At 57.3% G+C, this 24851-nt stretch carries 19 protein-coding genes and 2 pseudogenes; 9 read left to right on the top strand and 12 right to left on the bottom strand.

Features of this window, described 5'->3' with window-relative positions:
• The first annotated feature begins 16 nt into the window (after positions 1-16).
• The 3 genes and pseudogenes from ACG0Z5_RS01695 (at position 17) to pptA (ending at position 1539) form a co-directional block, all read left to right on the top strand.
• A pseudogene (locus ACG0Z5_RS01695) lies at positions 17-857 on the top strand (transporter substrate-binding domain-containing protein).
• A 45-nt stretch (positions 858-902) separates the two neighbouring features.
• Positions 903-1172 (top strand): annotated as a pseudogene (locus ACG0Z5_RS01690) (glutathione S-transferase N-terminal domain-containing protein); the annotation flags it as partial.
• Between the two features lie 136 nt (positions 1173-1308).
• The gene (gene pptA / locus ACG0Z5_RS01685) at positions 1309-1539 is read left to right on the top strand and encodes a tautomerase PptA (protein WP_394445016.1); all 231 of its coding nucleotides are present in this window, start codon (positions 1309-1311) and stop codon (positions 1537-1539) included.
• 78 nt (positions 1540-1617) lie between these two features.
• Here pptA and ACG0Z5_RS01680 read toward each other — a convergent pair whose 3' ends face one another.
• Genes ACG0Z5_RS01680 through ACG0Z5_RS01665 form a run of 4 tightly spaced genes read right to left on the bottom strand, consistent with a single transcriptional unit; the run spans position 1618 to position 5628 of the window.
• Positions 1618-3036 carry an amidohydrolase family protein gene (locus ACG0Z5_RS01680; protein WP_394445015.1) on the bottom strand — a complete coding sequence of 473 codons (1419 nt, stop codon included), beginning with the start codon at positions 3034-3036 and terminating at the stop codon, positions 1618-1620.
• Between the two features lie 8 nt (positions 3037-3044).
• Positions 3045-3839 carry an ABC transporter permease gene (locus ACG0Z5_RS01675; RefSeq protein WP_394445014.1) on the bottom strand — a complete coding sequence of 265 codons (795 nt, stop codon included), beginning with the start codon at positions 3837-3839 and terminating at the stop codon, positions 3045-3047.
• Complete coding sequence (locus tag ACG0Z5_RS01670) at positions 3832-4650, bottom strand: ABC transporter ATP-binding protein (RefSeq protein ID WP_394445013.1); 819 nt, start codon at positions 4648-4650, stop codon at positions 3832-3834. Before ACG0Z5_RS01670 ends, ACG0Z5_RS01675 begins: the two co-directional genes overlap by 8 nt.
• A gap of 9 nt (positions 4651-4659) precedes the next feature.
• Positions 4660-5628 carry an ABC transporter substrate-binding protein gene (locus ACG0Z5_RS01665; RefSeq protein WP_394445012.1) on the bottom strand — a complete coding sequence of 323 codons (969 nt, stop codon included), beginning with the start codon at positions 5626-5628 and terminating at the stop codon, positions 4660-4662.
• A gap of 519 nt (positions 5629-6147) precedes the next feature.
• Here ACG0Z5_RS01665 and ACG0Z5_RS01660 point away from each other — a divergent pair.
• A complete protein-coding gene (locus ACG0Z5_RS01660; RefSeq protein ID WP_394445011.1) occupies positions 6148-7128 on the top strand; it encodes an isopenicillin N synthase family dioxygenase in 981 nt (326 codons plus the stop codon).
• Here the strand turns inward: ACG0Z5_RS01660 and ACG0Z5_RS01655 are convergent, their stop codons facing one another.
• On the bottom strand, positions 7129-7701 hold the full coding sequence (locus tag ACG0Z5_RS01655) for a flavin reductase family protein (RefSeq protein ID WP_394445010.1): 573 nt from the start codon (positions 7699-7701) through the stop codon (positions 7129-7131).
• Positions 7702-7853: 152 nt separating this feature from the next.
• On the opposite strand from ACG0Z5_RS01655, the gene nhoA reads away from it, so the two are divergent.
• Positions 7854-8699 (top strand): N-hydroxyarylamine O-acetyltransferase, encoded by an 846-nt coding sequence (gene nhoA / locus ACG0Z5_RS01650; protein WP_394445009.1) that lies wholly within the window; start codon positions 7854-7856, stop codon positions 8697-8699.
• A gap of 32 nt (positions 8700-8731) precedes the next feature.
• On the opposite strand, the gene narI is transcribed toward nhoA, so the two are convergent.
• The 6 genes from narI to ACG0Z5_RS01620 all read right to left on the bottom strand — a co-directional run bounded on the left by narI (position 8732) and on the right by ACG0Z5_RS01620 (position 17528).
• The gene (gene narI / locus ACG0Z5_RS01645) at positions 8732-9412 is read right to left on the bottom strand and encodes a respiratory nitrate reductase subunit gamma (protein WP_394445008.1); all 681 of its coding nucleotides are present in this window, start codon (positions 9410-9412) and stop codon (positions 8732-8734) included.
• Entirely contained in the window at positions 9409-10104 is a 696-nt protein-coding gene (gene narW, locus ACG0Z5_RS01640; protein ID WP_394445007.1) for a nitrate reductase molybdenum cofactor assembly chaperone, read from the bottom strand. Before narW ends, narI begins: the two co-directional genes overlap by 4 nt.
• Entirely contained in the window at positions 10104-11648 is a 1545-nt protein-coding gene (narH, locus tag ACG0Z5_RS01635; protein ID WP_394445006.1) for a nitrate reductase subunit beta, read from the bottom strand. Before narH ends, narW begins: the two co-directional genes overlap by 1 nt.
• Positions 11645-15385, bottom strand: coding sequence for a nitrate reductase subunit alpha (locus ACG0Z5_RS01630; protein ID WP_394445005.1), 3741 nt, complete (start codon positions 15383-15385; stop codon positions 11645-11647). The genes narH and ACG0Z5_RS01630 overlap by 4 nt, the downstream gene beginning before the upstream one ends.
• On the bottom strand, positions 15378-16772 hold the full coding sequence (locus tag ACG0Z5_RS01625) for a NarK family nitrate/nitrite MFS transporter (protein WP_394445004.1): 1395 nt from the start codon (positions 16770-16772) through the stop codon (positions 15378-15380). The genes ACG0Z5_RS01630 and ACG0Z5_RS01625 overlap by 8 nt, the downstream gene beginning before the upstream one ends.
• 180 nt (positions 16773-16952) lie before the next feature.
• Complete coding sequence (locus tag ACG0Z5_RS01620; protein WP_394445003.1) at positions 16953-17528, bottom strand: TetR family transcriptional regulator; 576 nt, start codon at positions 17526-17528, stop codon at positions 16953-16955.
• Positions 17529-17647: 119 nt separating this feature from the next.
• Here ACG0Z5_RS01620 and ACG0Z5_RS01615 point away from each other — a divergent pair, with 119 nt between their 5' ends.
• Positions 17648-19138 carry an MFS transporter gene (locus ACG0Z5_RS01615; RefSeq protein ID WP_394445002.1) on the top strand — a complete coding sequence of 497 codons (1491 nt, stop codon included), beginning with the start codon at positions 17648-17650 and terminating at the stop codon, positions 19136-19138.
• On the opposite strand, the gene yddG is transcribed toward ACG0Z5_RS01615, so the two are convergent.
• A complete protein-coding gene (yddG, locus tag ACG0Z5_RS01610; protein ID WP_394445001.1) occupies positions 19139-20017 on the bottom strand; it encodes an aromatic amino acid DMT transporter YddG in 879 nt (292 codons plus the stop codon).
• A 210-nt stretch (positions 20018-20227) separates the two neighbouring features.
• On the opposite strand from yddG, the gene fdnG reads away from it, so the two are divergent.
• From fdnG to fdnI, 3 genes are read left to right on the top strand one after another with little or no spacing between them, the layout of a single operon-like run.
• Complete coding sequence (fdnG, locus tag ACG0Z5_RS01605) at positions 20228-23275, top strand: formate dehydrogenase-N subunit alpha (protein ID WP_394445000.1); 3048 nt, start codon at positions 20228-20230, stop codon at positions 23273-23275.
• Positions 23276-23286: 11 nt separating this feature from the next.
• Positions 23287-24171 (top strand): formate dehydrogenase subunit beta, encoded by an 885-nt coding sequence (fdxH, locus tag ACG0Z5_RS01600; protein WP_319786799.1) that lies wholly within the window; start codon positions 23287-23289, stop codon positions 24169-24171.
• A complete protein-coding gene (gene fdnI / locus ACG0Z5_RS01595; RefSeq protein WP_394444999.1) occupies positions 24164-24823 on the top strand; it encodes a formate dehydrogenase-N subunit gamma in 660 nt (219 codons plus the stop codon). The genes fdxH and fdnI overlap by 8 nt, the downstream gene beginning before the upstream one ends.
• The last annotated feature ends 28 nt before the right edge of the window (positions 24824-24851 follow it).

Genomic DNA, 24851 nt, shown 5'->3' with positions numbered 1-24851 from the left:
GTGCGCCAGTTCAGCGATGGCAGAAGGGCGCATCGACCTGAAGGCCAACGAGCAGCCGCTCCCGGTCACGCGGGATGAAAAAGCGATCGCGAAGATCCCCGCGAGCTACCAGTTTGTTGAGCCGGGCACGCTGACGGTGGCGATTTCTGCTCTTAACTCTCCGCCGTTGGCGCTGCTGGCCAGTGATAACCGCACACGAATCGGCAGCGACCCGGATATCGCCCGATTGCTGGCGGGAAGCCTGGGCCTGAAGCTCAAACTGGTGCCGACCGCGTGGGAAGACTGGCCGCTCGGCATTACCTCCGGGCGTTATGACGTGGCGCTGGTGAATATTGCGGTCACCGAGCAGCGCAAAGAGAAGTTCGATTTCGCGACCTACCGCGTCGATTCGCTGGCGTTTTCGGTGAAATCAGACAGTGCGATAGCGTCGGTGAAAGGCCCGGCAGATCTCGCTGGTAAAAAAGTGATTGTCGGCTCGGGCACCAACCAGGAACGCATTTTACTTGGCTGGAATGCAGAGAATGAGAAGGCCGGGCGCGCCCCGGCGCTGCCGGTGTATCTGACCGATGATGCCTCGGGCAATCTCTATATCCAGTCGGGCCGGGCGGATGTGTTCTTCGGGCCGCAGTCGGTGTCGTCGTATAAAGCAGCCCTGAGCGGCAAAACCAAAGTGGTCGGGCTGGGGCCGAAAAAGGCGTTTGTGGCTACCACCACCAAAAAGGGGAACCGGCTGGTGTATGCCCTGCAAACCGCGCTGAACGGGAGGGGAGGTGCAAAAAATCCTTGCCCGCTGGGGAGAGGATGGCGAGGGTGTGGCGCAATCCGAAGTGAACCCGCCGGGGATCACCTATCCGTGATTTGGGTCCATACTGTTGGTTTCTGCATCCAAAGAGGAACAACGTATGTTAACGCTCTATGGCGTGCCGGGCTGGGGTTCGGCAATCAGCGAAGTGATGCTAACGATGGCGGAAATCCCGTACCACTTCGTCGATGTCAGCGGCTTCGACAATCCAGGCCCGCAGCACGACGTGCTGGAACAGATAAATCCACTGTGTCAGGTGCCAACGTTGCGGCTCGACGATGGCAGCGTGATGACCGAATCCGCCGCCATCGCGCTGATGATCCTCGACACCCATCCTCATCTTGCGCCGCCCATTGGCACACCACAGCGAGCGCCATCGCCGACCACATCGCCCAGCGCGAGGAACTGCAAAACGTCTTGCGCAATAACGACCTCTTAACTGCACAAAACGCTAATTAAGTCGCTGAGAAGATGATAGTTTTAGGGAACACAATAAGGAGACCACCATGCCGCACGTAGCCATTAAATGTTTTCCCCGTGACCTGAACGACGAACAGAAAAACGCCCTGGCGGCCGACATCGCCGCTGCGATTAGCCGTCATCTGGGCAGTAAAGACGGCTCGATTAGCGTCGGTCTGGAGCAGGTAGCCGAAGCCGACTGGAAAGCGCAGGTCTGGGATCAAGAGATTGGCCCGCAGCTCGAGACGCTGCTGAAAAAACCGGGCTACAGTCTTTGATACAAGCCCGGCGGCGCTAACGCTTGCCAGACCTACGATTGTAGGCACGATAAGCGTTAGCGCCATCGGGCATTATTCTTATCCACGTACGCCCGATCTTTGCTGAAGTTGCTTTACTGCTTCTGCCGCCTGACCCCCTAACTCTCGTAGATCCAGTCCTGGGATCGCGTCATTTTCGACAATCATTTTCCCCTGACACAGCAGCGCCTTCAGATGCGCCCGACCGCCGCAGGCCACCGGGCCGATAGCGATATCGTGCAGGCCGAAGTAGCGCGGGTCATCAAGCTGATACAGCGCGATATCGGCTGCCATGCCCGGGCGTAGCTCTCCGGTATCCAGGCCCAATACCGTCGCACCGCCCGACGTTCCCCAGCGGATCACATCTTCCACCGGGGCGGCATCACCCCCGCCTTCAAAGGTGCCGCCCTCATAGCGCGGGCGGGCCAGCATCCCTTTGCGCACGCGCTGTAGCTGCCAGGCGGCATGGGCTTCACTCTGCATATCGGCGGCTTCATTCGATGCTGCGCCGTCAACGCCAATCGACACCGTAACGCCCGCCTGTTCCAGTGCTACCACATCCGCAATCCCGCTGCCGAGCCGGGCATTACTCTGCGGGCAGTGGGCGATGCCGCTGCCGCTGGCACCCAGCAGAGCTATCTCTTCTGGCAACAGTTTGACCAAATGCGCGAACCACACATCGTGACCGATCCACTCCTGTTCGGCGCAAAATTGCAGCGGCGTCATGCCAAATTTGGCTTGTGACGCATCTAGATAATCGACTGTTTCGGACAGATGACTGTGCAAACGCAGGCCGAGTGCCCGCGCCAGTCGCGCGCTTTCACGCAACTCCAGGGCGGTGGTTGAGTGTAACGTGGTGGTCGGGGCCATCACCACCCGGCGCATCGCGTCACCCTGCGGCTGGTGATATTGTCCGGCGAGACGCTCAACATCCTGCATCCAGTCGTCAAAACGTTCAGGGCGCAGGGCGGTGGGTAAGGCGCTTTCCAGGCCACGGGTTTGCGTCGCGCCGCCCCGGCAGAGCACGAATCGGACGCCCAGTGCCTCGGCTTCCTCAAACAAAATCGCCGCGCCGTCAAAGGGCATGTTCGGCCAGTACAGATAGTGATGATCGGCCACCGTGGTACAGCCTGAACGCACCAGTTCCACCAGCCCAATGCGCGCCGCGAGGCGAAAAGTGTGTTCATCAAACGCGCCGCGAAAACGATAAGGAGTGGAGGCCAGCCAGGCGCTGAGACTCTGGTTCAGCCCCTGTGGTTCGCCTTTGAGTAACGACTGAAACAGATGATGATGGGTGTTGACCCAGCCGGGATAGGCCACGCAGTCACGCGCATCAATGACCCGTTCACCGGCCTGCGGCGTCAGGCTACCGATAGCGGCAATCCGTCCGTCGGCCACGCGGATGTCGTGGCCGGAACTGCGAGGCCTGTCGCGGTTGCCGGTCATGACAGCGGTACAGCCTTTAATCAATATGTTCATGGTTATCCTCAGGCCAGCTCACTGTCGTGCCAGCCACGCAGGCACCAACGGGTTAATAATGACATCAATGCCCACAGCGCGAGGCCGGTGCAGGTGATCAGAAACAGGGCGGCAAACATCAAGGGTAAATTGAGCTGGAACCCGGCCTGTAAAATTTGCCACGCCAGCCCGGCACCGGTGCCGCCGGTTCCGGCGACAAATTCCGCCACCACGGCGCCAATCAGCGCCAGCCCGCAGGAAATCCGTAGCCCGCTGAAGAAATAGGGCATCGCGTTGGGCACCCGCAGGCGCATCAGCACCTGCCAGCGGCTGGCCTGGTTAATGTGGAACAGGTTCAGTAACCCAGGACTGACGCTGCGCAGCCCGAGCGTGGTGTTGGTCAGAATGGGAAATACCGCCACCAGCATCGCGCACACTACCAGTGCCAGGGTGGTGTTGTGGATCCAGATGATCACCAGCGGCGCAATCGCCACCACCGGCGTGACCTGAAAGAGGATCGCCCACGGCATCAGGCAGGATTCAATCACCCGGCTTTGCACGCATAAAAACGCGACCAGCGTGCCGATCGCCACCGCCAGCAGAAACGCCAGCAGCGTGACTTTGAGCGTCACCAGCAGGCTGGCAAACAGGGCTGAATGTTGGCTATACAGCGTCAGCGCAATGTCGCTCGGTTTTGGAGCCAGATAAACCGGGACGGCAAACTGGCGGAACCCGGCTTCCCAGACGATGAGCAGCACCCACAGCACCAGCAGAGGCCATAGCGCCCGCTGCACCTGCGGATACTGGATAAGAGGTTTAGTCATGTACGCCTCCGCTGGCCTGTTCAAGTAAGTCGGAAAGTTGTGCCACCTGGCGGATAAACGCCGGTGAGGTACGGAAGGACGCATCACGAATCGACGGCCCGTCAATCTCGATGTCGGCGATGACCCGCCCCGGACGAGCCCCCATCACAATCACCCGCGACGACAGCCATACTGCTTCATAAATACTGTGGGTGACGAACAGCACCGTCAGGTTGCGACGGCCCCACAGCGCGCGGATATCGGCATCAAGTTTGTGGCGGGTGAACTCATCCAGTGCGCCGAAGGGTTCGTCCATCAGCAGCAAATCCGGCTCGGTCACCAGCGCGCGCGCTAGCGCCACCCGCATCTGCATCCCGCCGGAAAGCTCCCGTGGGCGGACGTGGAGAAAGTTCTCCAGCCCGACCGCCAGCAGCGCCTGCATCACCTGCGGGGTACTCTCTTTTTTACCCACGCCGCGCAAGGTTAACGGCAGGCGCACATTCTCTTCGACGGTGGCCCACGGCATTAGCGTGGCTTCCTGAAACACCATTGCCATCTGGCACTGCTGCGCCAGCGATGGTTGTCCATTCCAGCGCAGCATCCCGGCGCTGGGCTGTTCGAGCCCGGCGAACATCTTCAGCAGCGTGCTTTTGCCACAGCCCGACGGGCCGAGCAGCGATACCAGTTCCCCACGACCGATGTTCAGGTTCAGGCGCGCCAGCGCGACGGTGCCGTTCGGCCAGGTTTTTTCCACGCCGCGCGCCATCAGGAAACGCGGTTCCTCTGACGATTGGGTCGTGCCAGGCGGTTCGAAAGGTAAGATGTGATGCATAGAGGCTCCTTACATCGCGGCCTGTGGATAGAATTGGGTGGTGAAGGCCGCTTTATAATCAGTGGCCTTGTCCAGCAGCCCGGCGCTGACCATAAAGTTGCGCGTAGCCTGCCAGCGCTGGTCGGTCATTACGCCCAGACCTTTTTTCGCCGCATCGCCGCCGTCGATCAGGTGTAGGGTTTTCATCTGAGCGATCCCGAAAGCCAGCACCGCATCGCTCATCTGCGGATTCTCTTTTTTGATCAACTGATTGCCGAGGGTTGGATCGGCCAGATACGCCTTCCAGCCTTCCATTGACGCCTCAACGAAGCGCTTCATGACGTCCGGCTTTTCGGCCAGCAGGTTGGTGCGGGTCACTAAAATACCGCCGTACGCCGGATAGCCGTGTTCGGCGAACAGCCAGAATTTACTGTCGGGCTGGGCGGCTTTGGCCTGCTGCACTTCGGAGGTGGCATACGCCTGCTGAGCGGTGTTCCGATCGGCAAGGAACGGCTGCATGTTGAAGGTATATGGGCGAACCTGGCTGTCTTCGAGCTTGTACTGGTTCTTGAGCCATGGCCACCAGCTGGCCTGGCCGCTGGCGGACACCAGCACGGTTTTACCTTTCAGGTCAGCCAGAGAATTGACGTTGCTGTGGGTGAGGATCCCCTGCGGATCGAACTGGAACGGGGCGGCGATCGCTTTCAGGGGGAAGTTTTGCTCCACGCCTTTCAGCACCTGCAAATCGTAGCTGACAATCACATCTGCCCGGTTCGCCAGCAGCAGGGTCATGTTATTCAGCTGCGGCCCGCCGGAACGCACCTCAACATCCAGCCCGTATTTTTTGTAGATTCCTGCCGCAACGGCCTGGTAATAACCGCCTTGCTCCGCCTGGGCGACCCAGGTGGTTTGTAACACCAGTTTATCGGCAGCAAAGGAGAGGGAGCAGGTGCCCAGCGTGACGCACAGGGTAAGCAGACGAACGGACGACATCGACATAAAAGACCCCCAAATCGAAACGTGATATACGGTCTGTCCGGGGGTAAGCGATGCTCACGACGCCATGCGCCGCCCCCTGACGAGGTACAGCCGAAGCTGTAGAGCAATGTCCCGCGTGCTGTCACGCTGACCGCTTATACTCTGGCAATGATTAAGCAAGGCGCGTGCCAAATATCCTGCGGGCTTGCTTTATCAGGCGGTTAGCGGCAGGTGAGGTAGATGGGGGTGAAAGGATTGTTTCAGGCGCTAATACATTGCACAACGATGAAGCAAAACGTTTCATCGTTGCACAACTGGCGTGCAATTCGGGTGAGGGCGATAGGGTAATTAACTGAAAGAAAAGGATTTAGCAGCCTGGCACGGGCATTGCTTGGGTCAGCCTGAGTAGAAGCTGTCAGCCGGGCGTCATGCCGGTGGGTCATTGCTCTGTCGTCTGTTGCAGACGATGCCGAGATCTGCCCGCCAGACATCAATGCGCCACGGCAGGTCCTCCGTTATTTCTGTTAACGAGGTATCCCAATGAACAGCACATCGACTTACGCAATGCATGAACTCACCAAAGAATCGCGCATGGGCGCGCGCGGGCTGGAAGCCAGCCGCGAAATCCGCATTATTGACCTGACTGACTTCGATCAGCGCAAGACAGAAATCGCCGATGCGCTGTGGCAAGCGTCGACTGAAATTGGCTTTTTCCAGGTCTCAGGACACGGCATTCCTCTGGACGATATTAATGCGGCTTTTGCTCGTGCGGCACAGTTTTTTGCCTTGTCGCAGGAGGTGAAGGCCCGTTATCCGCTCAACCGCAATGCGGGCTGGGAATACCGGGCGCAAATCAGGCCCTCAACCGGCAAACCGGATCAGAAAGAGTCTTATCAGGTGACGCGCCCGCGCATGTCCGGGCTGTGGCCAGACGATGTCACTCTGCCGGGCTTTCGTGACGAGGTGCTGGCATTTGAGCGTCAGTGCTGGGAGGTGGGGATGAAGTTATTGTCCTGCTTTGCGCTGAAGATGGGCTTCCCGGAAGCGTTTTTCAGCCAGGCACACGACCCGTCCCGTGAAACCTATCAGAGCACGCTGCGGATGCTGCATTATTTCGCGCTGACCGGCGAACCGGATGGCCCATGGCGTGCCGGAGCACATACCGATTTTGACTGCCTGACGCTGCTGTTTCAACAGGCGGGTCAGGGCGGATTACAGGTCTGTCCGGGGAAAGAACTGGAGACGCAGAGCTGGACCTCGATTGAGCCGCTGGAAGGGCTGATCACCTGCAATATCGGCGATATGCTGATGCGCTGGAGCGATGACCAACTGCCGTCGAATTTCCATCGCGTCCGCAGCCCATTGCCGGGGGAATCGGTCGATGCGCGTTACAGCCTGGCGTTTTTCTGCCAGGCCAACGAGGACGTGGTGATTGAGGGGCCAAACAAAAAATACCCGCCTATCACCGCCCGGGATTATCTGGCGCAGCGTATCAGCGCCAATTTCTCTGGTAAATACTGATTATTCTGCCGCTTTAATCATCCGGCCGCTGGTGACAAAGGTGCCAGCGCCGAGATGATGCAGGGTGTTGCGTCGGTCACCGTTGAACTGCCAGCGCCCGGCGATGAACGCCTGTTCGTCTGCGGCGGCGGCCACCACTTCGCCAAACAGGGTGTCGTATTTCTCCTGCGCTGCCGTGGCGGGCAGCAGTTTGCACTCCATCCACGCCAGACATTTTTCTTCCACGACCGGCAGACCCAGTACCGGGCCACGCACGACTGGAATACCGTAGCAGTTGAATTTATCCTCATCGCGCCCGCTGACGCTGCCGACCGCATAGGTCCAGTTCGCCGCATCCACGGCGGGAATAACGATGCCGAATTTTCCGCTGCGCTCAATCAACTCCCGCGACCAGGCACTTTTATCCACCACAATCGCAATGCGCGGCGGCTCGAACTCCACCGGCATTGACCAGGCGGCGGCCATGATATTACGGCGGTCGATACTGTCGTCGTAGCTGGTTATCAACACCGTCGGGCCATGATTGAGCAGGCGGCTGGCATGTTTTAATTCCACGGGGCAAAAACGGCTCATAGCAATTCTCCTGATGGTTTGCTGCATTTAAGCGGGTTCCGGATGCGGAAAACAGCGATGGCGCACAAACGGAAAAAATGACCGCACAAAATCGCCTGGCGAATAAATCAAATACGTTATAAAAAGCATAATAACCGAAGCATGGAGGCCGTATGAGCCCATTTTTAACTGCGTATTTAGCCCGTCTGAACTGGACCGATTCCGTCGCGGTCGACATTGAAACGCTACGTGGGCTGCATCTGCGCCACAACTGTACCATTCCGTTTGAAAATCTCGACGTGCTGTTACCGCGTGAAATTCAGCTCGACGACCAGTCACTTGAGGATAAGCTAATTTCGGCGCGACGAGGCGGTTACTGTTTCGAACAGAACGGTCTGTTTGAGCGGGTACTGCGCGAAATTGGTTTTGACGTGCGCAGTGTGCTTGGCCGCGTGGTGTTGTCGAATCCGCCGCAGATGCCGCCGCGCACGCACCGTTTGCTGGTTGTCGAACTGGACGGCGAGCGCTGGATTGCCGATGTTGGATTTGGTGGACAGACGCTCACCGCGCCGATTCTGCTGCAGGCGGATAAAGAGCAGACCACGCCGCACGGCGTGTATCGCCTGCTGCATGAGGGCAACGACTGGATTTTACAGTACCGTCATCACGACCGCTGGCAGTCGATGTACCACTTTGACCTGGTACCGCAGTATTTTTCCGATCACGTAGCGGGTAACTTCTGGTCAGCGCACTGGCCGCAGTCGCATTTCCGTCATCATTTGCTGATGTGCCGCCATTTGCCGGACGGCGGCAAGCTGACGCTCACCAATTTCCATTTCACCCATCAGGAAAACGGTCATACCGTCGAGCAGCAGCATCTGCCCGACGTGGAGAGCCTGTATTTACTGCTCCAGGATAAATTCGGGCAGGGGGTGGATGACCCGAAAAATGGGTTCACGCTGGCAGATTTAGCCGCAGTAATGGCGGCATTTGATACGCACCCCGAGGCCGGGAAATAGGGCGTCCCGGCCCGGAGTATAAGGGAAGTATGTTAGCGGCGTGACCTCACAATCTGATAGCGCCGGGTAAAATATTCCACCGGCGCGCTCCAGACATGCACCAGACGGGTGAACGGGAAGAGCAGGAAGATGGTCATCCCGAGCGCCAGATGCACGCGGTAAATCGGGGCGACGCCCGCCAGATGGCTGGATGCGCCGCCCTGGAAGGTCACAACCGATTGCGCCCAGCCAACCAGTTTCATCATCTCGCTGCCGTCCGGGTGCTGCGCAGAGAACGGAATCGTCGATAAGCCGAGCATGCACTGAATCAGCAAAATGCTGAGGATCAGGATATCTGCCGTCGTCGATGTGGCACGGACACGCGGGTTAAACAAGCGACGAATCAGCAGTCCGGCCCCCCCAATCAGCGTTAACACCCCGCAGGCTCCGCCGAGGATCATCGCCATTTGCTGTTTGACCGAAATCGGCAGGAACGACTCGTACATCCAGTGCGGGGTCAGCATCCCGAACGCATGACCGAAAAACACCCCCAGAATGCCGATGTGGAACATGTTCGACCACAGCACCATCCCGCGTTTGTCGAGCATCTGACTGGAGCCGGCACGCCAGGTGTACTGCCCGTAGTCGTAGCGTAGCCAGCTCCCGATAATAAACACCGAACCGCAGATGTAGGGGTAAATGTCGTAAAAGAAGACGTCAAAGAAGTGGCTCATTTGGGGCCTCCTGAACGGATGTCGACGTACTGCGGGGCGACGTCCTGACTAAAACGTTTCTGATAACTTTGCAGCGGGGAACTGTCGCAGGCGGTGGCGTTATCTTCGATAAACTTCACCTGTTCTTCTTCCCAGACCGCATCCAGTGCCTGACGGGTATCGTCGCGCGGTTCGGCTTTCACCTGCGGCGTGACGCTGTCACTTCTTAACGGACTGTTGGCCAGCAGCAGCAGGGTGTCGAACAGCTGATAGTAGTTCGACTGCCGCTCTTTGAGTCTGCCGCCCAGCAGGGCCAGGATCGGGGCGACGTTCTGTAACCCCTCCCGGGCTTCGTCCGGCGGGCGGGTGCTAAGAAACTCCAGATACAGCGGCAGGTGGTCCGGCAGCTCTCGGCAGTCGAGTTGCAGGCCCGCTTGTTCATATTGCGCCATCAAATCGACCATCGCCTGACCGCGATCGCGGGATTCGCCGTGGACGTGTTCAAACAAAAGCAGCGACATGGCGCTGCCGCGTTCAAACAGATCGCACCACAGTTCCTGCTGATCGAGCAGCGGAGCGCTGAGATAATTCTCCACCCACGGCACCAGGGTTGGCGCATCCTGCGTGGTCAGCGCCAGAGCGTCTTCACGATTGTCCCACAGCACCGCGTCAGGGTATTCCAGCAGCAGGGCAATCAGCTTGAGGATTGGCATTATTCCCCCTCCCCATGCCGACGCACGCCTGAGACGTCGATGGCATCGATGCGTTTGCTGTTGAACAGATTGAATTTCGTGTCAGACCCGTGGCAGCCGTCGCCGAAGGTGAACCCACAGCCGTTACGCTCCGGGAAAGCTTCTTTCGCCATTTCTCGATGGCTGGTTGGGATCACAAAGCGGTCTTCGTAGTTGGCGATGGCGAGATAGCGGTACATTTCTTCCACCTGTTCCACGGTGAGGCCGGTTTCTTCCAGCGCACGGGTGTCGGTTACGCCTTCCACGGTTTGCGAGCGTTTATAATGGCGCATCGCCATCATGCGTTTCAGCGCGCGCAGCACCGGGCCGGTATCGCCCGCCGCCAGCAGGTTGGCGAGATATTGCACCGGGATACGCAGGCTTTCCACCGCAGGCAGAATATTGCCATTATGGGGCAGTGCTCCGGCGTCGGCGACCGACTGAATCGGTGACAGCGGCGGCACGTACCACACCATCGGCAGGGTGCGATATTCCGGGTGCAGCGGCAGGGCCAGTTGCCATTCCATCGCCAGTTTGTACACCGGTGACTGCTGCGCAGCTTCTATCACATTATGCGGAATACCCTGTTTGATCGCTTCTTCGATAACCGCCGGGTCGTGCGGGTTGAGGAACACTTCGCACTGGCGTTCGTAGAGGTCGGTCACATGCTCGGTGCTGGCCGCTTCTTCAATGCGATCGGCATCGTACAGCAGCACGCCGAGATAGCGAATGCGCCCGACGCAGGTTTCCGAGCAGACCGTGGGCTGGCCGGACTCAATGCGCGGATAGCAGAAAGTACATTTTTCTGACTTGCCGCTCTTCCAGTTGAAATAGATTTTTTTGTACGGGCAGCCGCTGATGCACATGCGCCAGCCCCGGCATTTATCCTGGTCGATCAGGACGATGCCATCTTCTTCGCGTTTGTAGATGGCCCCGCTCGGGCAGGTCGCTACACAGCTGGGGTTCAGGCAGTGTTCGCACAGGCGCGGGAGATACATCATGAAGGTGTTTTCGAACTGTCCGTACATCTCCTTTTGCATGTTCTCGAAGTTTTGGTCTTTGGCGCGTTTTTCAAACTCGCCGCCGAGCAGCTCTTCCCAGTTCGGGCCCCATTCGATTTTGTTCATCCGTTCGCCGCTGATTAGTGAACGTGGTCGGGCGGTGGGCAGATGTTTGCCTTCCGGCGCACGATGTAAATCCTGATAGTCGTAGGTGAACGGTTCGTAATAATCGTCGATAGCGGGCAGCACCGGATTAGCAAAGATTTTCGCCATCAGGCCAATTCGCCCGCCAAGACGCGGGGTTAATTTGCCGCTAATCCCTCTGATCCATCCGCCTTCCCATTGCTCCTGATCTTCCCAGTTTTTTGGATAACCGATGCCGGGCTTGGTTTCCACGTTATTGAACCACGCGTATTCCATCCCTTCGCGACCGGTCCAGACGTTTTTACAGGTCACCGAGCAGGTATGACAGCCGATGCATTTGTCGAGATTGAGTACCATGCCAACCTGAGAACGGATTTTCATTTTTTCGCCTCCTGGACCTGATCACTGCCTTCGTCATCCAGCCAGTTAATGTTTTTCATTTTGCGGATCATGATGAATTCGTCGCGGTTGGAGCCGACGGTACCGTAATAGTTAAAGCTCCACGCCAGTTGGGCGTAGCCGCCGATCATGTGCGTGGGTTTCGGGCAGATGCGGGTCACCGAGTTGTGGATCCCGCCACGTCGGCCCGTCACTTCTGAGCCCGGAATATTCATGATGCGTTCCTGGGCGTGATACATCATCGTCATTCCCGGCGGGATTCGCTGGCTGACCACCGCGCGGGCGGTGAGGGCGCCGTTGGCGTTGAAGGCCTCTATCCAGTCGTTATCCTCGATGCCAAGCTCTTTGGCATCGGTTTCACTGAGCCAGACTATCGGCCCACCCCGCGACAGGGTCAGCATCAGCAGGTTTTCGCTGTAGGTGGAGTGAATGCCCCATTTCTGGTGCGGCGTCAGGAAGTTCAGCGCTTTTTCCGGGAAGCCGTTCGGCGGGATAGCGTTCATTTGGCTCACGCTCCGGGTGTCGATCGGCGGACGGTAGGCCACCAGGCTTTCACCAAAGGCGCGCATCCACAGATGATCCTGATACAGCTGCTGGCGACCGGACAGCGTGCGCCACGGGATCAGTTCATGCACGTTGGTGTAACCGGCGTTATACGACACATGCTCGCTCTCGAGGCCAGACCACGTCGGGCTGGAGATGATTTTGCGCGGCTGGGCGACAATATCGCGGAAGCGAATTTTCTCGTCTTCTTTGTTGAGTGCCAGATGGGCGTGCTCGCGGCCAGTGATTTTGCTCAGCGCTTCCCAGGCTTTGACCGCCACCTGACCGTTGGTTTCCGGGGCGAGGGCGAGGATAACCTCCGAGGCATCAATAGCGGTTTCAATGCGCGGGCGGCCTTTCGCCGGACCGTCGGCTTTGACGTAATTGAGCTTACCGAGAAACTCGACTTCGGCTTCGGTATTCCACGAAATGCCTTTCCCGCCGTTGCCCAGTTTGTCGAGCAGCGGGCCGAGCGAGGTGAAGCGCTCATAAGTGGCCGGGTAATCACGTTCGACCACCGCGATGCCTGGCCCGGTTTTGCCCGGCACATACTCGCATTCGCCTTTGCGCCAGTCGGCAACGTCGAAAGGCTGGGACAGTTCAGCCGGAGAATCATGCATCAGCGGTTGCAGCACCACATCGGTTTCGGTGCCTAAATGGCCGACGCAGACGGTTGAAAACGCTTTAGCGATCCCTTTATAGATTTCCCAGTCACTGCGTGACTCCCAGGCAGGATCGACCGCCGCCGACAGCGGGTGAATAAACGGATGCATATCCGAGGTATTCATGTCGTCTTTTTCATACCAGGTGGCGGTGGGCAGCACGATATCGGAGAACAGGCAGGTGCTGGACATCCGGAAATCCAGGGTCACCAGCAGATCGAGTTTGCCTTCAATCGCCGCCGTCTGCCATTCGACCTCTTCCGGCTTCACGTCGTCGCTTTCGCCAAGCGCCTCGCCCTGAATACCGCTTTCGGTGCCGAGCAAATATTTGAGTAAATACTCATGCCCCTTACCGGATGAACCAAGCAGGTTAGAGCGCCAGACGAACAGATTTCGTGGGTGATTGTTCCCGCTGTCCGGCTGTTCACAGGCCATGCGAATATCGCCCGATTTCAGCGCCTGTGCGGTGTAATCCGCCGGGGAAACGCCTGCGGCATCGGCCATTTTTTTGACCGACAGCGGGTTGAGATTAAGCTGCGGCGCCGACGGCAGCCAGCCCATACGCTCGGCGCGGACGTTGAAATCAATCAAATGCCCGGTGAACTGACTGGCGTCGGCCAGCGGGGAGAGCAGCTCTTTAGCCGTGAGTTTTTCATAACGCCACTGGCTGGAGTGGTTGTAGAAATAGGAGGTGCTGTTCATCTGGCGTGGGGGGCGGTTCCAGTCCAGGGCAAACGCCAGCGGTAGCCAGCCAGTTTGCGGACGCAGTTTTTCCTGACCGACGTAGTGCGCCCAGCCGCCGCCGCTCTGACCGACGCAGCCGCAGAACACCAGCATGTTGATCATCCCCCGGTAGTTCATGTCCATGTGATACCAGTGGTTGACCCCGGCCCCGAGAATAATCATCGAGCGGCCATGGGTTTTATGCGCGGTATCGGCAAATTCCCGGGCGATTTGTGCGATGTGATATTGCGGCACACCGGTGATTTGCTCGGCCCAGGCTGGGGTGTAAGCCTTGATTTCGCTGTAGCCCTGCGCGGCGAGCGGGTCGTTTAATCCACGGTCAAGCCCATAGTTGGCGAGGATCAGGTCGTAAACGCTGACCACCAGACCCGATGTGCCGTCGGCCAGCGTTAACTGCTTCACGGGAACCTGACGAACCAGGATTGGGTCCTGTTTTACGCTGCGGAAATGCGGGTTTTCGTTGCCGCCAAAATAGGGGAATGCCACGCCTGCCACGCGGTCGTGATTACCGAGCAAACTGAGCTGGAGTTCCGTTTCGCTGCCTGCGGCCACCGGTTCGAGGTTCCATTTTCCCTGTTCGCCCCAGCGGAAGCCAATCGCGCCGTTGGGCACCACCAACTCTCCAGCCGTGTTGAACGCAACGGTTTTCCATTGCGGATTATTGGCCTCGCCGAGGTTATCAACCAGATCGGAAGCGCGTAGCATCCGGCCTGGCACGTAGCTACCATCGTCCCGGGCATCAAGCTGTACCAGCATCGGCATGTCGGTGTAACGCCGGCAGTAGTTGATGAAGTAGTCGCTCGGCTTATCGAGATGGAATTCACGCAGCATCACATGACCCATCGCCATCGCCAGCGCGCTGTCGGTGCCTTGTTTCGGGGCCAGCCACTGATCGCTGAGCTTCGCCACTTCCGAGAAATCCGGGGTAATGGCAATGGTTTTGGTGCCTTTGTAGCGCACTTCGGTAAAGAAGTGGGCATCCGGCGTGCGCGTTTGCGGCACGTTTGAGCCCCAGGCGATGATGTACGACGAGTTGTACCAGTCGGCGGATTCCGGGACATCGGTTTGCTCGCCCCATGTCATCGGCGAAGCGGGGGGCAAATCGCAATACCAGTCATAAAAACTGAGGCAGGTGCCGCCCAGCAGCGACAGATAACGGGTGCCAGCGGCATAAGAGACCATCGACATCGCCGGGATCGGCGAGAAGCCCGCGACCCGGTCCGGGCCGTATTCTTTAATGGTCCAGACGTTGGCCGCCGCGATCAGCGTATTCAGCTCTTTCCAGTCTGAACGCACAAAACCACCGTGACCCCGCGCCTGTTTGTATCTCAGGCATTTGGCCGGATCCTGCATGATGGAATTCCAGGCGTGAACCGGGTCGGGATGCTGTTGCAATGCCTCACGCCACAATGAAATCAGGCTTTTGCGGATCAGCGGATATTTCAGGCGGTTGGCGCTGTAGAGATACCAGGAATAACTCGCCCCGCGCGGGCAGCCACGCGGTTCGTGGTTAGGCAGGTCAGGGCGAGTACGCGGATAATCGGTCTGCTGCGTTTCCCAGGTCACCAGACCATTTTTGACGTAGATTTTCCAGCTACAGGAGCCGGTACAGTTGACGCCGTGGGTAGATCGCACAATTTTGTCAAACTGCCAACGCTGGCGGTAACTGTCTTCCCAGTCGCGATTGGTGTTGTACACCTGACCGTGACCGTTGGCGAAGGCGTCGCCTTTTTGCTTAAAGTAGCGGAACCGGTCCAGAAGCTTACTCATGATATTTCTCCTTGCGACGACCATACACAAACCATGTCACCACCACGCAAACGATGTAGAACACCAGGAAGATTTTCATTGCGCCAACCGGAGAGCCGGTCATTGCCAGCGAGGTGCCGAACGCTTTGGGGATGAAGAAGCCACCGACGGCGCCGATGGCGGAGATAAAGCCCAGCGCGGCGGCGGTATCCGTGACCGCTTCCTGTTGCGCCTGTTCATCGCTTCCGCCTTTGGCTTTTACCCGTTCGATGGTGATGCGGCGGAAAATCACCGCAATCATCTGGAAGGTCGAGCCACTGCCGAGCCCAGCCGTCAGGAACAAGCCCATAAAGACCAGGTAGAAGGTGGTGAAATTGCCCGGGGAACCGCCGCCCGGCAGCGTGAGGAAGATAAGCGCGCTAAAGATGGCCATGCAGATGAAATTAATCAGCGTCACGCGCACGCCGCCGAGTTTGTCTGAAATCACTCCGCCAAACGAGCGGGCCAGTGCGCCAAGGAACGGGCCGAAGAACGCCAGTTTGAGGATGTTCACATCCGGGAACTGGGTTTTGGCCAGCATGGCGAATCCGGCTGAAAAACCGATAAAGGAGCCGAACGTCGCGAGGTACAGCAGCGCCAGGATCCAGGTGTGCATGCGTCCCAGCACGGGCAACTGGTCGGCGATCGAGGCTTTGGAACTGGCGATATCGTTCATACCAAACCAGGCGGCGATGGTCGCCAGCAACAGCAGCGGGGCCCAGATCCATGCGGCGTTGGTCAGCCACATCGTGGAACCGTCTTCCTGAGTGACGCCATGAACGCCGAGAAAGGCAAAGATCGGGAGAAATACCACCAGCGGCGCGACCAGTTGCATCACGCTGACCCCAAGATTGCCCAGCCCTCCGTTTATCCCAAGGGCGCTGCCCTGTTTGGCTTTCGGGAAGAAGAAGCTGATATTCCCCATGCTGGAAGCGAAATTAGCGCCAGCAAATCCGCACAGCAGGGCGATAGTAATAAATACCCAGTACGGAGTAGCGACATTCTGAATCGCAAACCCTAGCCAGACACAAGGAATAATGAGGATGACAGTGCTTAATACCGTCCAGTAACGGCCACCAAATATAGGCACCATAAAGGAGTAGGGAACGCGTAATATTGCACCAGAAAGGGAAGGCAGGGCAGTTAATAAAAATAACTGATCGGTAGTGAAATTAAATCCGACTTTATTGAGATTAACGGTGACGGCACTGAATAACATCCATACGCAGAAGGCCAGAAGCAGGCAGGCCACGGATATCCAGAGGTTGCGCCGGGCGATGCCTTTGCCTTTATTCTCCCAGAACTGCGGGTTTTCCGGCTTCCAGTTATTTAAAAGGTAATGATTATTCTTCTCATCTCGTTGTGACATATCGCCCTCGTTTACACCAGTTCGTTATGAAAAAATAAGCATAAGGAGATCGTCGAAACGTGTTGTTCCGCGAAAAGTAAGGATTTTTAGGGTTATGAGAATGAAGGATAGATAAAAAAGCGCAGCCACGCGAATGGGCTCAGAATATCGCCGCGCTTAAGTGTTACTAATTGTAAGTAATTAAAATAATTCGAGTGTAATGGCGCGCTGTAAATGGCGGCTAAACGCGGCATCATCCACTTCCGCCATCCCCAGAACGTAGATCCCATCCATGCCGCAGACCAGCGCAATTAAGCGCCAGGCGATATCCTCGGCGCTGTCGCGCAGGGTGAACTCTCCGGCTTGTTGCCCGGCAAGGAGGATGCGCACCGTTTCGCCGTGCCACATTGACATGGTCAACAGATACGCGGCTTTAATCTCCGGGTCACTGTCGGCCAGCAGCTGCGCCTGTCGCCACAGACGAATATAGGGCTCGAGCCTGCGGTCTTCGCTGCCGAGCATCGAAAACAGACGCTCGCGCCAGCTGGCATTTTCTGGCACCAGCGGCAGGGCCATCATGTCGCGGATCACCCGCACAAATGCCTGCGATCGTAACTCCCCCGATGACGTGAAGTGATGGTGGACCTGTCCGGCGGCAATGCCCGCGCGGGTGGCGATGTTACGGACGGTCATCGCACTGAACCCTTCTTCCAGCGCCACCTGAATGGCGGCCTGCATAATGGTTTCGCGACGTTCTTCCCGATTCAGATAGCTCATAGTGTTAGTCCCTGTCGATAATGAGGCGATGATAACAAAAAGCTGGACAAGCGTTCAACTCTCAAGCAGGATCGCAACCTGGACAAGTGTCCAGAATGGTTATGAAAGAGGGAAAGGTTATGTTTCGTCAATGGTTAACGTTAGTTGCTATCGTACTGGTGTATATCCCGGTAGCGATTGATGCCACGGTTTTACACGTCGCTGCGCCGACGCTGAGCGTTGCGCTCGGCGCGAGCGGTAATGAACTGCTGTGGATCATTGATATCTACTCGCTGGTGATGGCGGGGATGGTGCTGCCGATGGGCGCGCTGGGTGACCGAATTGGTTTTAAACGTCTGCTGCTGATCGGGAGCGGTCTGTTCGGTCTGGCTTCACTGTGCGCCGCGTTTGCGACCACCGCGGAATGGCTGATTGCGGCGCGTGCGGTGCTGGCAGTGGGTGCGGCAATGATTGTTCCGGCCACCCTGGCGGGGATCCGCAATACGTTTAGCGAAGCGCGTCATCGTAATATGGCGCTTGGGATGTGGGCTGCGGTCGGTTCCGGCGGGGCAGCGTTTGGCCCGTTGATCGGTGGGATCGTGCTTGAGCATTTCTCGTGGGGGGCGGTATTCCTGATCAACGTCCCGATTGTGCTGGTGGTGATGGCGCTGAGTGCCCGCGTCGTACCGAAGCAGGCTGGGCGTCGTGAACAACCGCTGAACTTCAGCCATGCGCTGATGCTGATTGTGGCGATTTTACTGCTGGTGTGGAGTGCTAAAACGGCGATGAAAGGCGTGATGGCACTGTGGGTTGTCGGCATCGTGCTGCTGTTCGGGGCGACGCTGCTCACTGCGTTTGTGCGTATTCAGCTTAACGCCCGCACGCCGATGATCGACATGCGTCTGTTTACCCATCGCATTATCCTCAGCGGGGTGATGATGGCGGTGACGGCAATGATTACGCTGGTCGGGTTCGAGCTGCTGATGGCGCAGGAACTGCAGTTTGTTCATGGTAAATCACCGTTTGAAGCCGGGCTGTTTATGCTGCCGCTGATGCTGGCGAGCGGATTCAGTGGGCCGATTGCGGGTGTTCTGGTTTCGCGTCTGGGTTTACGTCAGGTGGCGACGGGCGGGATGGCGCTGAGCGCGATCAGCTTCCTCGGCCTGTCGATGACCGATTTTAGCACCCAACAGTGGCAGGCGTGGGGCCTGATGACGCTGTTAGGCTTCAGTGCGGCCAGTGCGTTACTGGCCTCGACGGCCGCTATTATGGCCGCCGCGCCGAAAGAGAAAGCGGCTGCTGCGGGTGCTATCGAAACCATGGCCTACGAGCTGGGTGCGGGACTGGGTATTGCGCTGTTTGGCCTGATTCTGACCCGTAGCTATACCGCCTCGATCGTGCTGCCGGAAGGGCTTGACGTGGAGGCTGCCCAGCGCGCCGGATCGTCGATTGGCGAAGCGATGCAGGCGGCACAAACGCTAACCCCAACGCTTGCGGAATCCGTGGCGGAAGCGGCGAAAAGCGCGTTTATCACCTCGCACAGCGTGGCGTTATTCAGCGCGGGTAGCATGATGCTGGTGCTGGCGGTGGGGATCTGGTTTGGTCTGTCGAAAGCACGCCAGACCGTGTAACTAGCTCCGCGTCGCGGACCAGCATAACAGGGAGCCTGCACACACCATGCAGGCTCCTTGCCAGAAAGCCCAGGAGAGCGGGGCGCTGAGCAAAACAGACGCCAGGGCAGAGGAGAGCACCGGTGTAAAATAAGACCCGACGGCCAGCAGGCTGACGCTCCCGTGCAGGATGCCGATATTCCACGCCGCATACGCAATTCCCAGCGACAGCGCACACATAATCAACTTCATCACGACTGGCCAGCTAAAGATCATTGGCGGCTGCGGGCTGGCTAAATAATGAACCCACAGGCTGACGGCGGTCAGTAAAACAAACAGCGTGATGCCGTTTTTGCCTTGGGCATATTTGGCGGTCACCGTGCAATACGTCGCCCAGATAAATGCTCCACAGAAGGCCAGAATATAGCTCAGCGGACTGCTGGCGATATTGTGCTTTATTTCCTCCAGGTTCAGGCCATGCTCACCGCCTAACACCCAGCTGACGCCTAACAGTGATATCAACAGACCGGGAATGACCCACCAACGTGCTTTCTGCCCATTAAACAGGATCGCAAACAGGATCGTCAGACTGGGCCACAGATAATTGACCATGCCGACTTCAATCGCCTGTTGGCGAGTCGCAGCATAGCCCAGTGAAAGTGCGAGGCAAATTTCATAGCTAACGAACAGCACACAGCCTGCCAGCAGATAGCGGAACGAAAAGGTTTTTAGCCGTGGAAACCCGACGGTGACCAGGAGCAATACGCCACTCAGGGTGTAAATCGCCGCCGCACCGCCGACCGGGCCTAAGCCTTCACTGACGCCGCGGATCAGGCCGACCATGGTGCTCCAGAGAAGAATAGCCAGCAGCCCGATAGAAGTTGCTCTGTTTTTAGTCATTGGATTGTTTTGATAATGGATTGAATTGATAACCGAAAAATGCAGCCTACGTTTATAGCACTTCTGCTGATTAATCCCTAAGGATTACAAAATTTTGGCCTTCCCGACTATTAATAGGGCGCTGATTGAAGACATTGATTTGACGCAAAAAGCGCGCTGCCGCCGGTGCTATTTTTTCGCGAGTTTTTGTCCTAATCAACGAGGGAAAAAATGGACGTCAGTCGCAGAAAATTCTTCAAAATCTGCGCGGGCGGGATGGCAGGAACAACAGCGGCGGTTCTGGGATTTGCACCCAAACTCGCGCTGGCTCAGGCACGCAATTATAAATTGCTGCGTGCCAAAGAGGTTCGGAATACCTGCACATACTGTTCCGTGGGATGTGGGCTGTTGATGTACAGCCAGGGTGATGGCGCGAAAAATGCGCGCGAAGAACTCTATCACGTCGAAGGCGATCCGGATCATCCGGTAAGCCGTGGGGCGCTGTGCCCGAAAGGGGCCGGTTTGCTCGATTATGTCCACAGTGAAAACCGCCTGCGTTACCCGGAATATCGTGCGCCGGGCTCTGATAAGTGGCAGCGTATTTCCTGGGATGAGGCGTTTAGCCGTATCGCTACCCTGATGAAAGCTGACCGTGATGCCAATTTCATTGAGAAAAACGAGCACGGCACCACGGTCAATCGCTGGCTCTCCACCGGTATGCTGTGTGCCTCAGCGGCGAGTAATGAAACGGGGATGCTGACGCAAAAATTTGCCCGTTCCCTGGGGATGCTGGCGGTAGACAACCAGGCGCGCGTTTGACACGGACCAACGGTAGCAAGTCTTGCTCCAACATTTGGTCGCGGTGCGATGACCAACCACTGGGTGGATATCAAAAACGCCAACGTCGTGATGGTGATGGGCGGGAATGCGGCAGAAGCGCATCCGGTCGGTTTCCGTTGGGCGATGGAAGCCAAAAATAATAATGATGCGACGCTGATCGTCGTTGACCCACGCTTTACGCGCACGGCGTCAGTGGCCGATATTTATGCGCCGATCCGCTCCGGGACGGACATTACCTTCCTGTCCGGCGTTTTGCGGTATCTGATTGAAAACCACAAAATCAACGCCGAGTACGTGAAGCATTACACCAATGCCAGCCTGCTGATTCGGGATGATTTCAGCTTTGAAGACGGGTTATTCAGCGGCTACGACGCGGAAAAAAGACAGTACGACAAAGACTCCTGGAACTACCAGTTCGACGAGAATGGCTTTGCTAAACGTGATGATACGCTCAGCAGTCCGCGCTGCGTGTGGAATCTGCTGAAACAGCATGTGGCCCGCTACACGCCTGAAGTGGTGGAGAACATTTGCGGTACGCCGAAAGCGGATTTCCTGAAAATCTGCGACGTGCTGGCCTCGACCAGTGCGGCCGACAGAACCACCACCTTCCTGTATGCGCTGGGCTGGACGCAGCATACCGTGGGCGCGCAGAACATCCGCACCATGGCGATGATCCAACTCCTGCTGGGCAATATGGGGATGGCGGGCGGCGGGGTGAATGCCCTGCGTGGTCACTCGAACATTCAGGGGCTGACGGACCTCGGGCTGCTTTCAACCAGCCTGCCGGGCTATCTGACGCTGCCTTCAGAGAAACACACCACGCTGCAAACGTATCTGCAGGCCAACACCCCGAAAGCGACGCTGGCGGATCAGGTTAACTATTGGGGCAACTACCCGAAATTCTTTGTCAGTCTGATGAAAGCGTTTTATGGCGATAAAGCGCAGAAAGAGAATGACTGGGGCTTCGACTGGCTGCCGAAATGGGACCAGGCCTACGACGTTATTAAATACTTCAACCTGATGGATAAAGGCGAAGTGAACGGGTATTTCTGCCAGGGCTTCAACCCGGTGGCCTCTTTCCCGGATAAAAATAAGGTCGTGCAAAGCCTAAGCAAGCTCAAGTATATGGTGGTTATCGACCCGCTGGTGACGGAAACATCCACGTTCTGGCAAAACCACGGCGAGATGAACGATGTCTCTTCGGCCGATATTCAAACCGAAGTGTTCCGTCTGCCATCGACCTGCTTTGCCGAAGAAGACGGCTCGATTGCCAACTCCGGGCGCTGGTTACAGTGGCACTGGAAAGCAGCCGAGCCGCCGGGAGAGGCGCGTAATGACGGTGAGATCCTGGCCGGGATTTACCATCGTCTGCGTGAAATGTATCAGGCGGAAGGCGGCAAAGGCGTTGAGCCTCTGTTAAACATGGGCTGGCACTATCATCTGCCGGACAGCCCGGCTTCCGACGAGGTGGCAAAAGAGAATAACGGCTATGCGCTGGACGATCTCTTTGATGCCAACGGCGTGCAGGTTGCCAAAAAAGGCGAACTGCTGAACAGCTTTGCGCTGCTGCGTGATGACGGTTCAACCGCATCTGCCTGCTGGATTTACACCGGCAGCTGGACGGAAAAAGGCAACCAGATGGCGAACCGGGATAACGCCGATCCGTCGGGACTCGGGAACACCGCAGGTTGGGCCTGGGCGTGGCCGCTTAACCGTCGCGTGCTTTATAACCGTGCGTCTGCGGATATCAACGGTAAACCCTGGGATCCGAAGCGAATGCTTATTCAATGGAACGGGACCAAATGGACCGGGAACGACATCCCTGATTTCAATACCGCACCGCCGGGCAGCGCGACTGGGCCATTCATCATGCAGCCGGAAGGGATGGGGCGTCTGTTTGCGCTCGATAAACTCGCCGAAGGTCCGTTCCCCGAGCATTACGAACCGATGGAAACGCCGCTCGGGACCAACCCGCTGCATCCGAATGTGGTGTCCAACCCGGTAGTGCGTTTGTACGAGGAAGATGCCCTGCGACTCGGCAAGAAAGAGCGCTTCCCTTACGTCGGCACCACCTATCGCCTGACCGAACATTTCCACACCTGGACCAAACACGCACGGCTTAATGCCATTGCGCAGCCGGAACAATTTGTGGAAATCAGCGAACAGCTGGCGAAAAACAAAGGGATAAGCAATGGCGACCGGGTGAAAGTCAGCAGCCAGCGTGGATTTATTCGCGCCGTGGCGGTCGTCACCCGTCGTTTACAGACGCTGAACGTCAATGGACAGCAGGTTGAAACGGTCGGGATCCCACTGCACTGGGGCTTTGAAGGCGTGGCGCAGAAAGGGTATATCGCCAATACCCTGACGCCGAACGTCGGTGATGCCAACTCCCAAACGCCGGAATACAAAGCGTTTCTGGTTAACATCGAGAAAGCGTAAGGAGCAAGCTTATGTCAATGGAAACTCAGGACATCATTAAGCGCTCTGCGACCAACGCCATAACGCCTGCGCCGCGTGCGCGGGACTATAAGGCCGAGGTAGCGAAGCTTATCGATGTGACCTCCTGCGTGGGCTGCAAAGCCTGCCAGGTCGCCTGTTCCGAGTGGAACGATATCCGCGATGAAGTGGGGCACTGTGTCGGGGTGTATGACAACCCCGCCGACCTGAGCGCCAAATCCTGGACGGTGATGCGCTTCAGTGAAACGGAGCAGAACGGCAAACTGGAATGGCTGATTCGCAAAGATGGCTGTATGCACTGCGAGGATCCGGGTTGTCTGAAGGCGTGCCCTTCAGCGGGGGCGATTATTCAGTACGCCAACGGAATCGTCGATTTTCAGCAGGATAACTGCATCGGATGTGGCTACTGCATTGCAGGTTGCCCGTTCAACGTGCCGCGCCTCAATAAAGAGGACAACCGGGTTTACAAATGCACGCTCTGTGTCGATCGCGTCAGCGTCGGTCAGGAGCCTGCCTGCGTGAAAACCTGTCCGACGGGGGCCATTCACTTTGGCAGCAAAAAAGAGATGCTGGAGGTGGCACAAGCGCGGGTGAGCAAGTTACAGGCTCGCGGCTACGCGCAGGCCGGGGTGTATAACCCGCAGGGTGTGGGAGGCACGCATGTGATGTATGTCCTTCATCATGCCGACCAGCCGGAGCTCTACCACAAGCTGCCTCAAGAACCGAAAGTTGATGCTGCAGTCAATCTGTGGAAGGGGATCCTCAAACCGCTCTCTGCGGCTGGGTTTATCGCGACCTTCGCCGGGCTGATGTATCACTACATCGGTATTGGGCCGAACAACGAAGTGGATGACGATGAGGAGAGCCACGATGAGTAAGTCTAAGATGATCGTGCGCACCGCTTTCATTGACCGGGCCTGTCACTGGACGGTCGTAGTGTGCTTCTTTTTGGTCTCGCTTTCCGGGATTTCTTTCTTCTTCCCGACGTTGCAATGGCTGACGGAAACCTTCGGTACACCGCAGATGGGGCGCATTCTGCATCCTTTCTTTGGCGTGCTGATTTTCGTGGCGCTGATGTTTATGTTCGTTCGCTTCGTGCATCACAACATTCCGGACAAGCAGGACATTCCCTGGCTGAAAGGGATTGTGGAGGTGCTGAAGGGGAATGAACATAAAGTGGCGAAAGTGGGTAAATACAACGCCGGGCAAAAGATGATGTTCTGGACCATCATGAGCATGATCTTTGTGCTGCTGGTGACCGGGGTGATTATCTGGCGTCCGTATTTTGCCGATTATTTCCCGATTCAGGTGATTCGCTACAGCCTGCTGATCCACGCCACATCGGCAATCATTCTAATCCACGCCATCCTCATCCACATGTACATGGCATTTTGGGTGAAAGGGTCTATCAAAGGAATGGTTGAAGGTAAAGTCAGCCGTCGCTGGGCGAAGAAACATCATCCGCGCTGGTATGATGAGGTTGAACGGCGCGAAGCCGAAGCGGCAGCAAAGGCAGAAAGCAGCCGCTAAGCGGTTAACGTCCTGTGGCGCCGCTGTT

The sequence above is a fragment of the Scandinavium sp. M-37 genome (genome assembly GCF_043558715.1).
In the GTDB taxonomy this organism is placed as follows: Bacteria; Pseudomonadota; Gammaproteobacteria; order Enterobacterales; family Enterobacteriaceae; genus Scandinavium; species Scandinavium vulneris_A.
This window is presented reverse-complemented; position numbering and strand designations above follow the sequence as displayed.

Excerpts from the sequence above, each read along its gene's own strand:
- pptA (WP_394445016.1), top strand. The coding sequence starts at position 1,309 with ATGCCGCACGTAGCCATTAAATGTTTTCCCCGTGACCTGAACGACGAA.
- ACG0Z5_RS01680 (WP_394445015.1), bottom strand. The coding sequence starts at position 3,036 with ATGAACATATTGATTAAAGGCTGTACCGCTGTCATGACCGGCAACCGC.
- ACG0Z5_RS01675 (WP_394445014.1), bottom strand. The coding sequence starts at position 3,839 with ATGACTAAACCTCTTATCCAGTATCCGCAGGTGCAGCGGGCGCTATGG.
- ACG0Z5_RS01670 (WP_394445013.1), bottom strand. The coding sequence starts at position 4,650 with ATGCATCACATCTTACCTTTCGAACCGCCTGGCACGACCCAATCGTCA.
- ACG0Z5_RS01665 (WP_394445012.1), bottom strand. The coding sequence starts at position 5,628 with ATGTCGATGTCGTCCGTTCGTCTGCTTACCCTGTGCGTCACGCTGGGC.
- ACG0Z5_RS01660 (WP_394445011.1), top strand. The coding sequence starts at position 6,148 with ATGAACAGCACATCGACTTACGCAATGCATGAACTCACCAAAGAATCG.
- ACG0Z5_RS01655 (WP_394445010.1), bottom strand. The coding sequence starts at position 7,701 with ATGAGCCGTTTTTGCCCCGTGGAATTAAAACATGCCAGCCGCCTGCTC.
- nhoA (WP_394445009.1), top strand. The coding sequence starts at position 7,854 with ATGAGCCCATTTTTAACTGCGTATTTAGCCCGTCTGAACTGGACCGAT.
- narI (WP_394445008.1), bottom strand. The coding sequence starts at position 9,412 with ATGAGCCACTTCTTTGACGTCTTCTTTTACGACATTTACCCCTACATC.
- narW (WP_394445007.1), bottom strand. The coding sequence starts at position 10,104 with ATGCCAATCCTCAAGCTGATTGCCCTGCTGCTGGAATACCCTGACGCG.
- narH (WP_394445006.1), bottom strand. The coding sequence starts at position 11,648 with ATGAAAATCCGTTCTCAGGTTGGCATGGTACTCAATCTCGACAAATGC.
- ACG0Z5_RS01630 (WP_394445005.1), bottom strand. The coding sequence starts at position 15,385 with ATGAGTAAGCTTCTGGACCGGTTCCGCTACTTTAAGCAAAAAGGCGAC.
- ACG0Z5_RS01625 (WP_394445004.1), bottom strand. The coding sequence starts at position 16,772 with ATGTCACAACGAGATGAGAAGAATAATCATTACCTTTTAAATAACTGG.
- ACG0Z5_RS01620 (WP_394445003.1), bottom strand. The coding sequence starts at position 17,528 with ATGAGCTATCTGAATCGGGAAGAACGTCGCGAAACCATTATGCAGGCC.
- ACG0Z5_RS01615 (WP_394445002.1), top strand. The coding sequence starts at position 17,648 with ATGTTTCGTCAATGGTTAACGTTAGTTGCTATCGTACTGGTGTATATC.
- yddG (WP_394445001.1), bottom strand. The coding sequence starts at position 20,017 with ATGACTAAAAACAGAGCAACTTCTATCGGGCTGCTGGCTATTCTTCTC.
- fdxH (WP_319786799.1), top strand. The coding sequence starts at position 23,287 with ATGTCAATGGAAACTCAGGACATCATTAAGCGCTCTGCGACCAACGCC.
- fdnI (WP_394444999.1), top strand. The coding sequence starts at position 24,164 with ATGAGTAAGTCTAAGATGATCGTGCGCACCGCTTTCATTGACCGGGCC.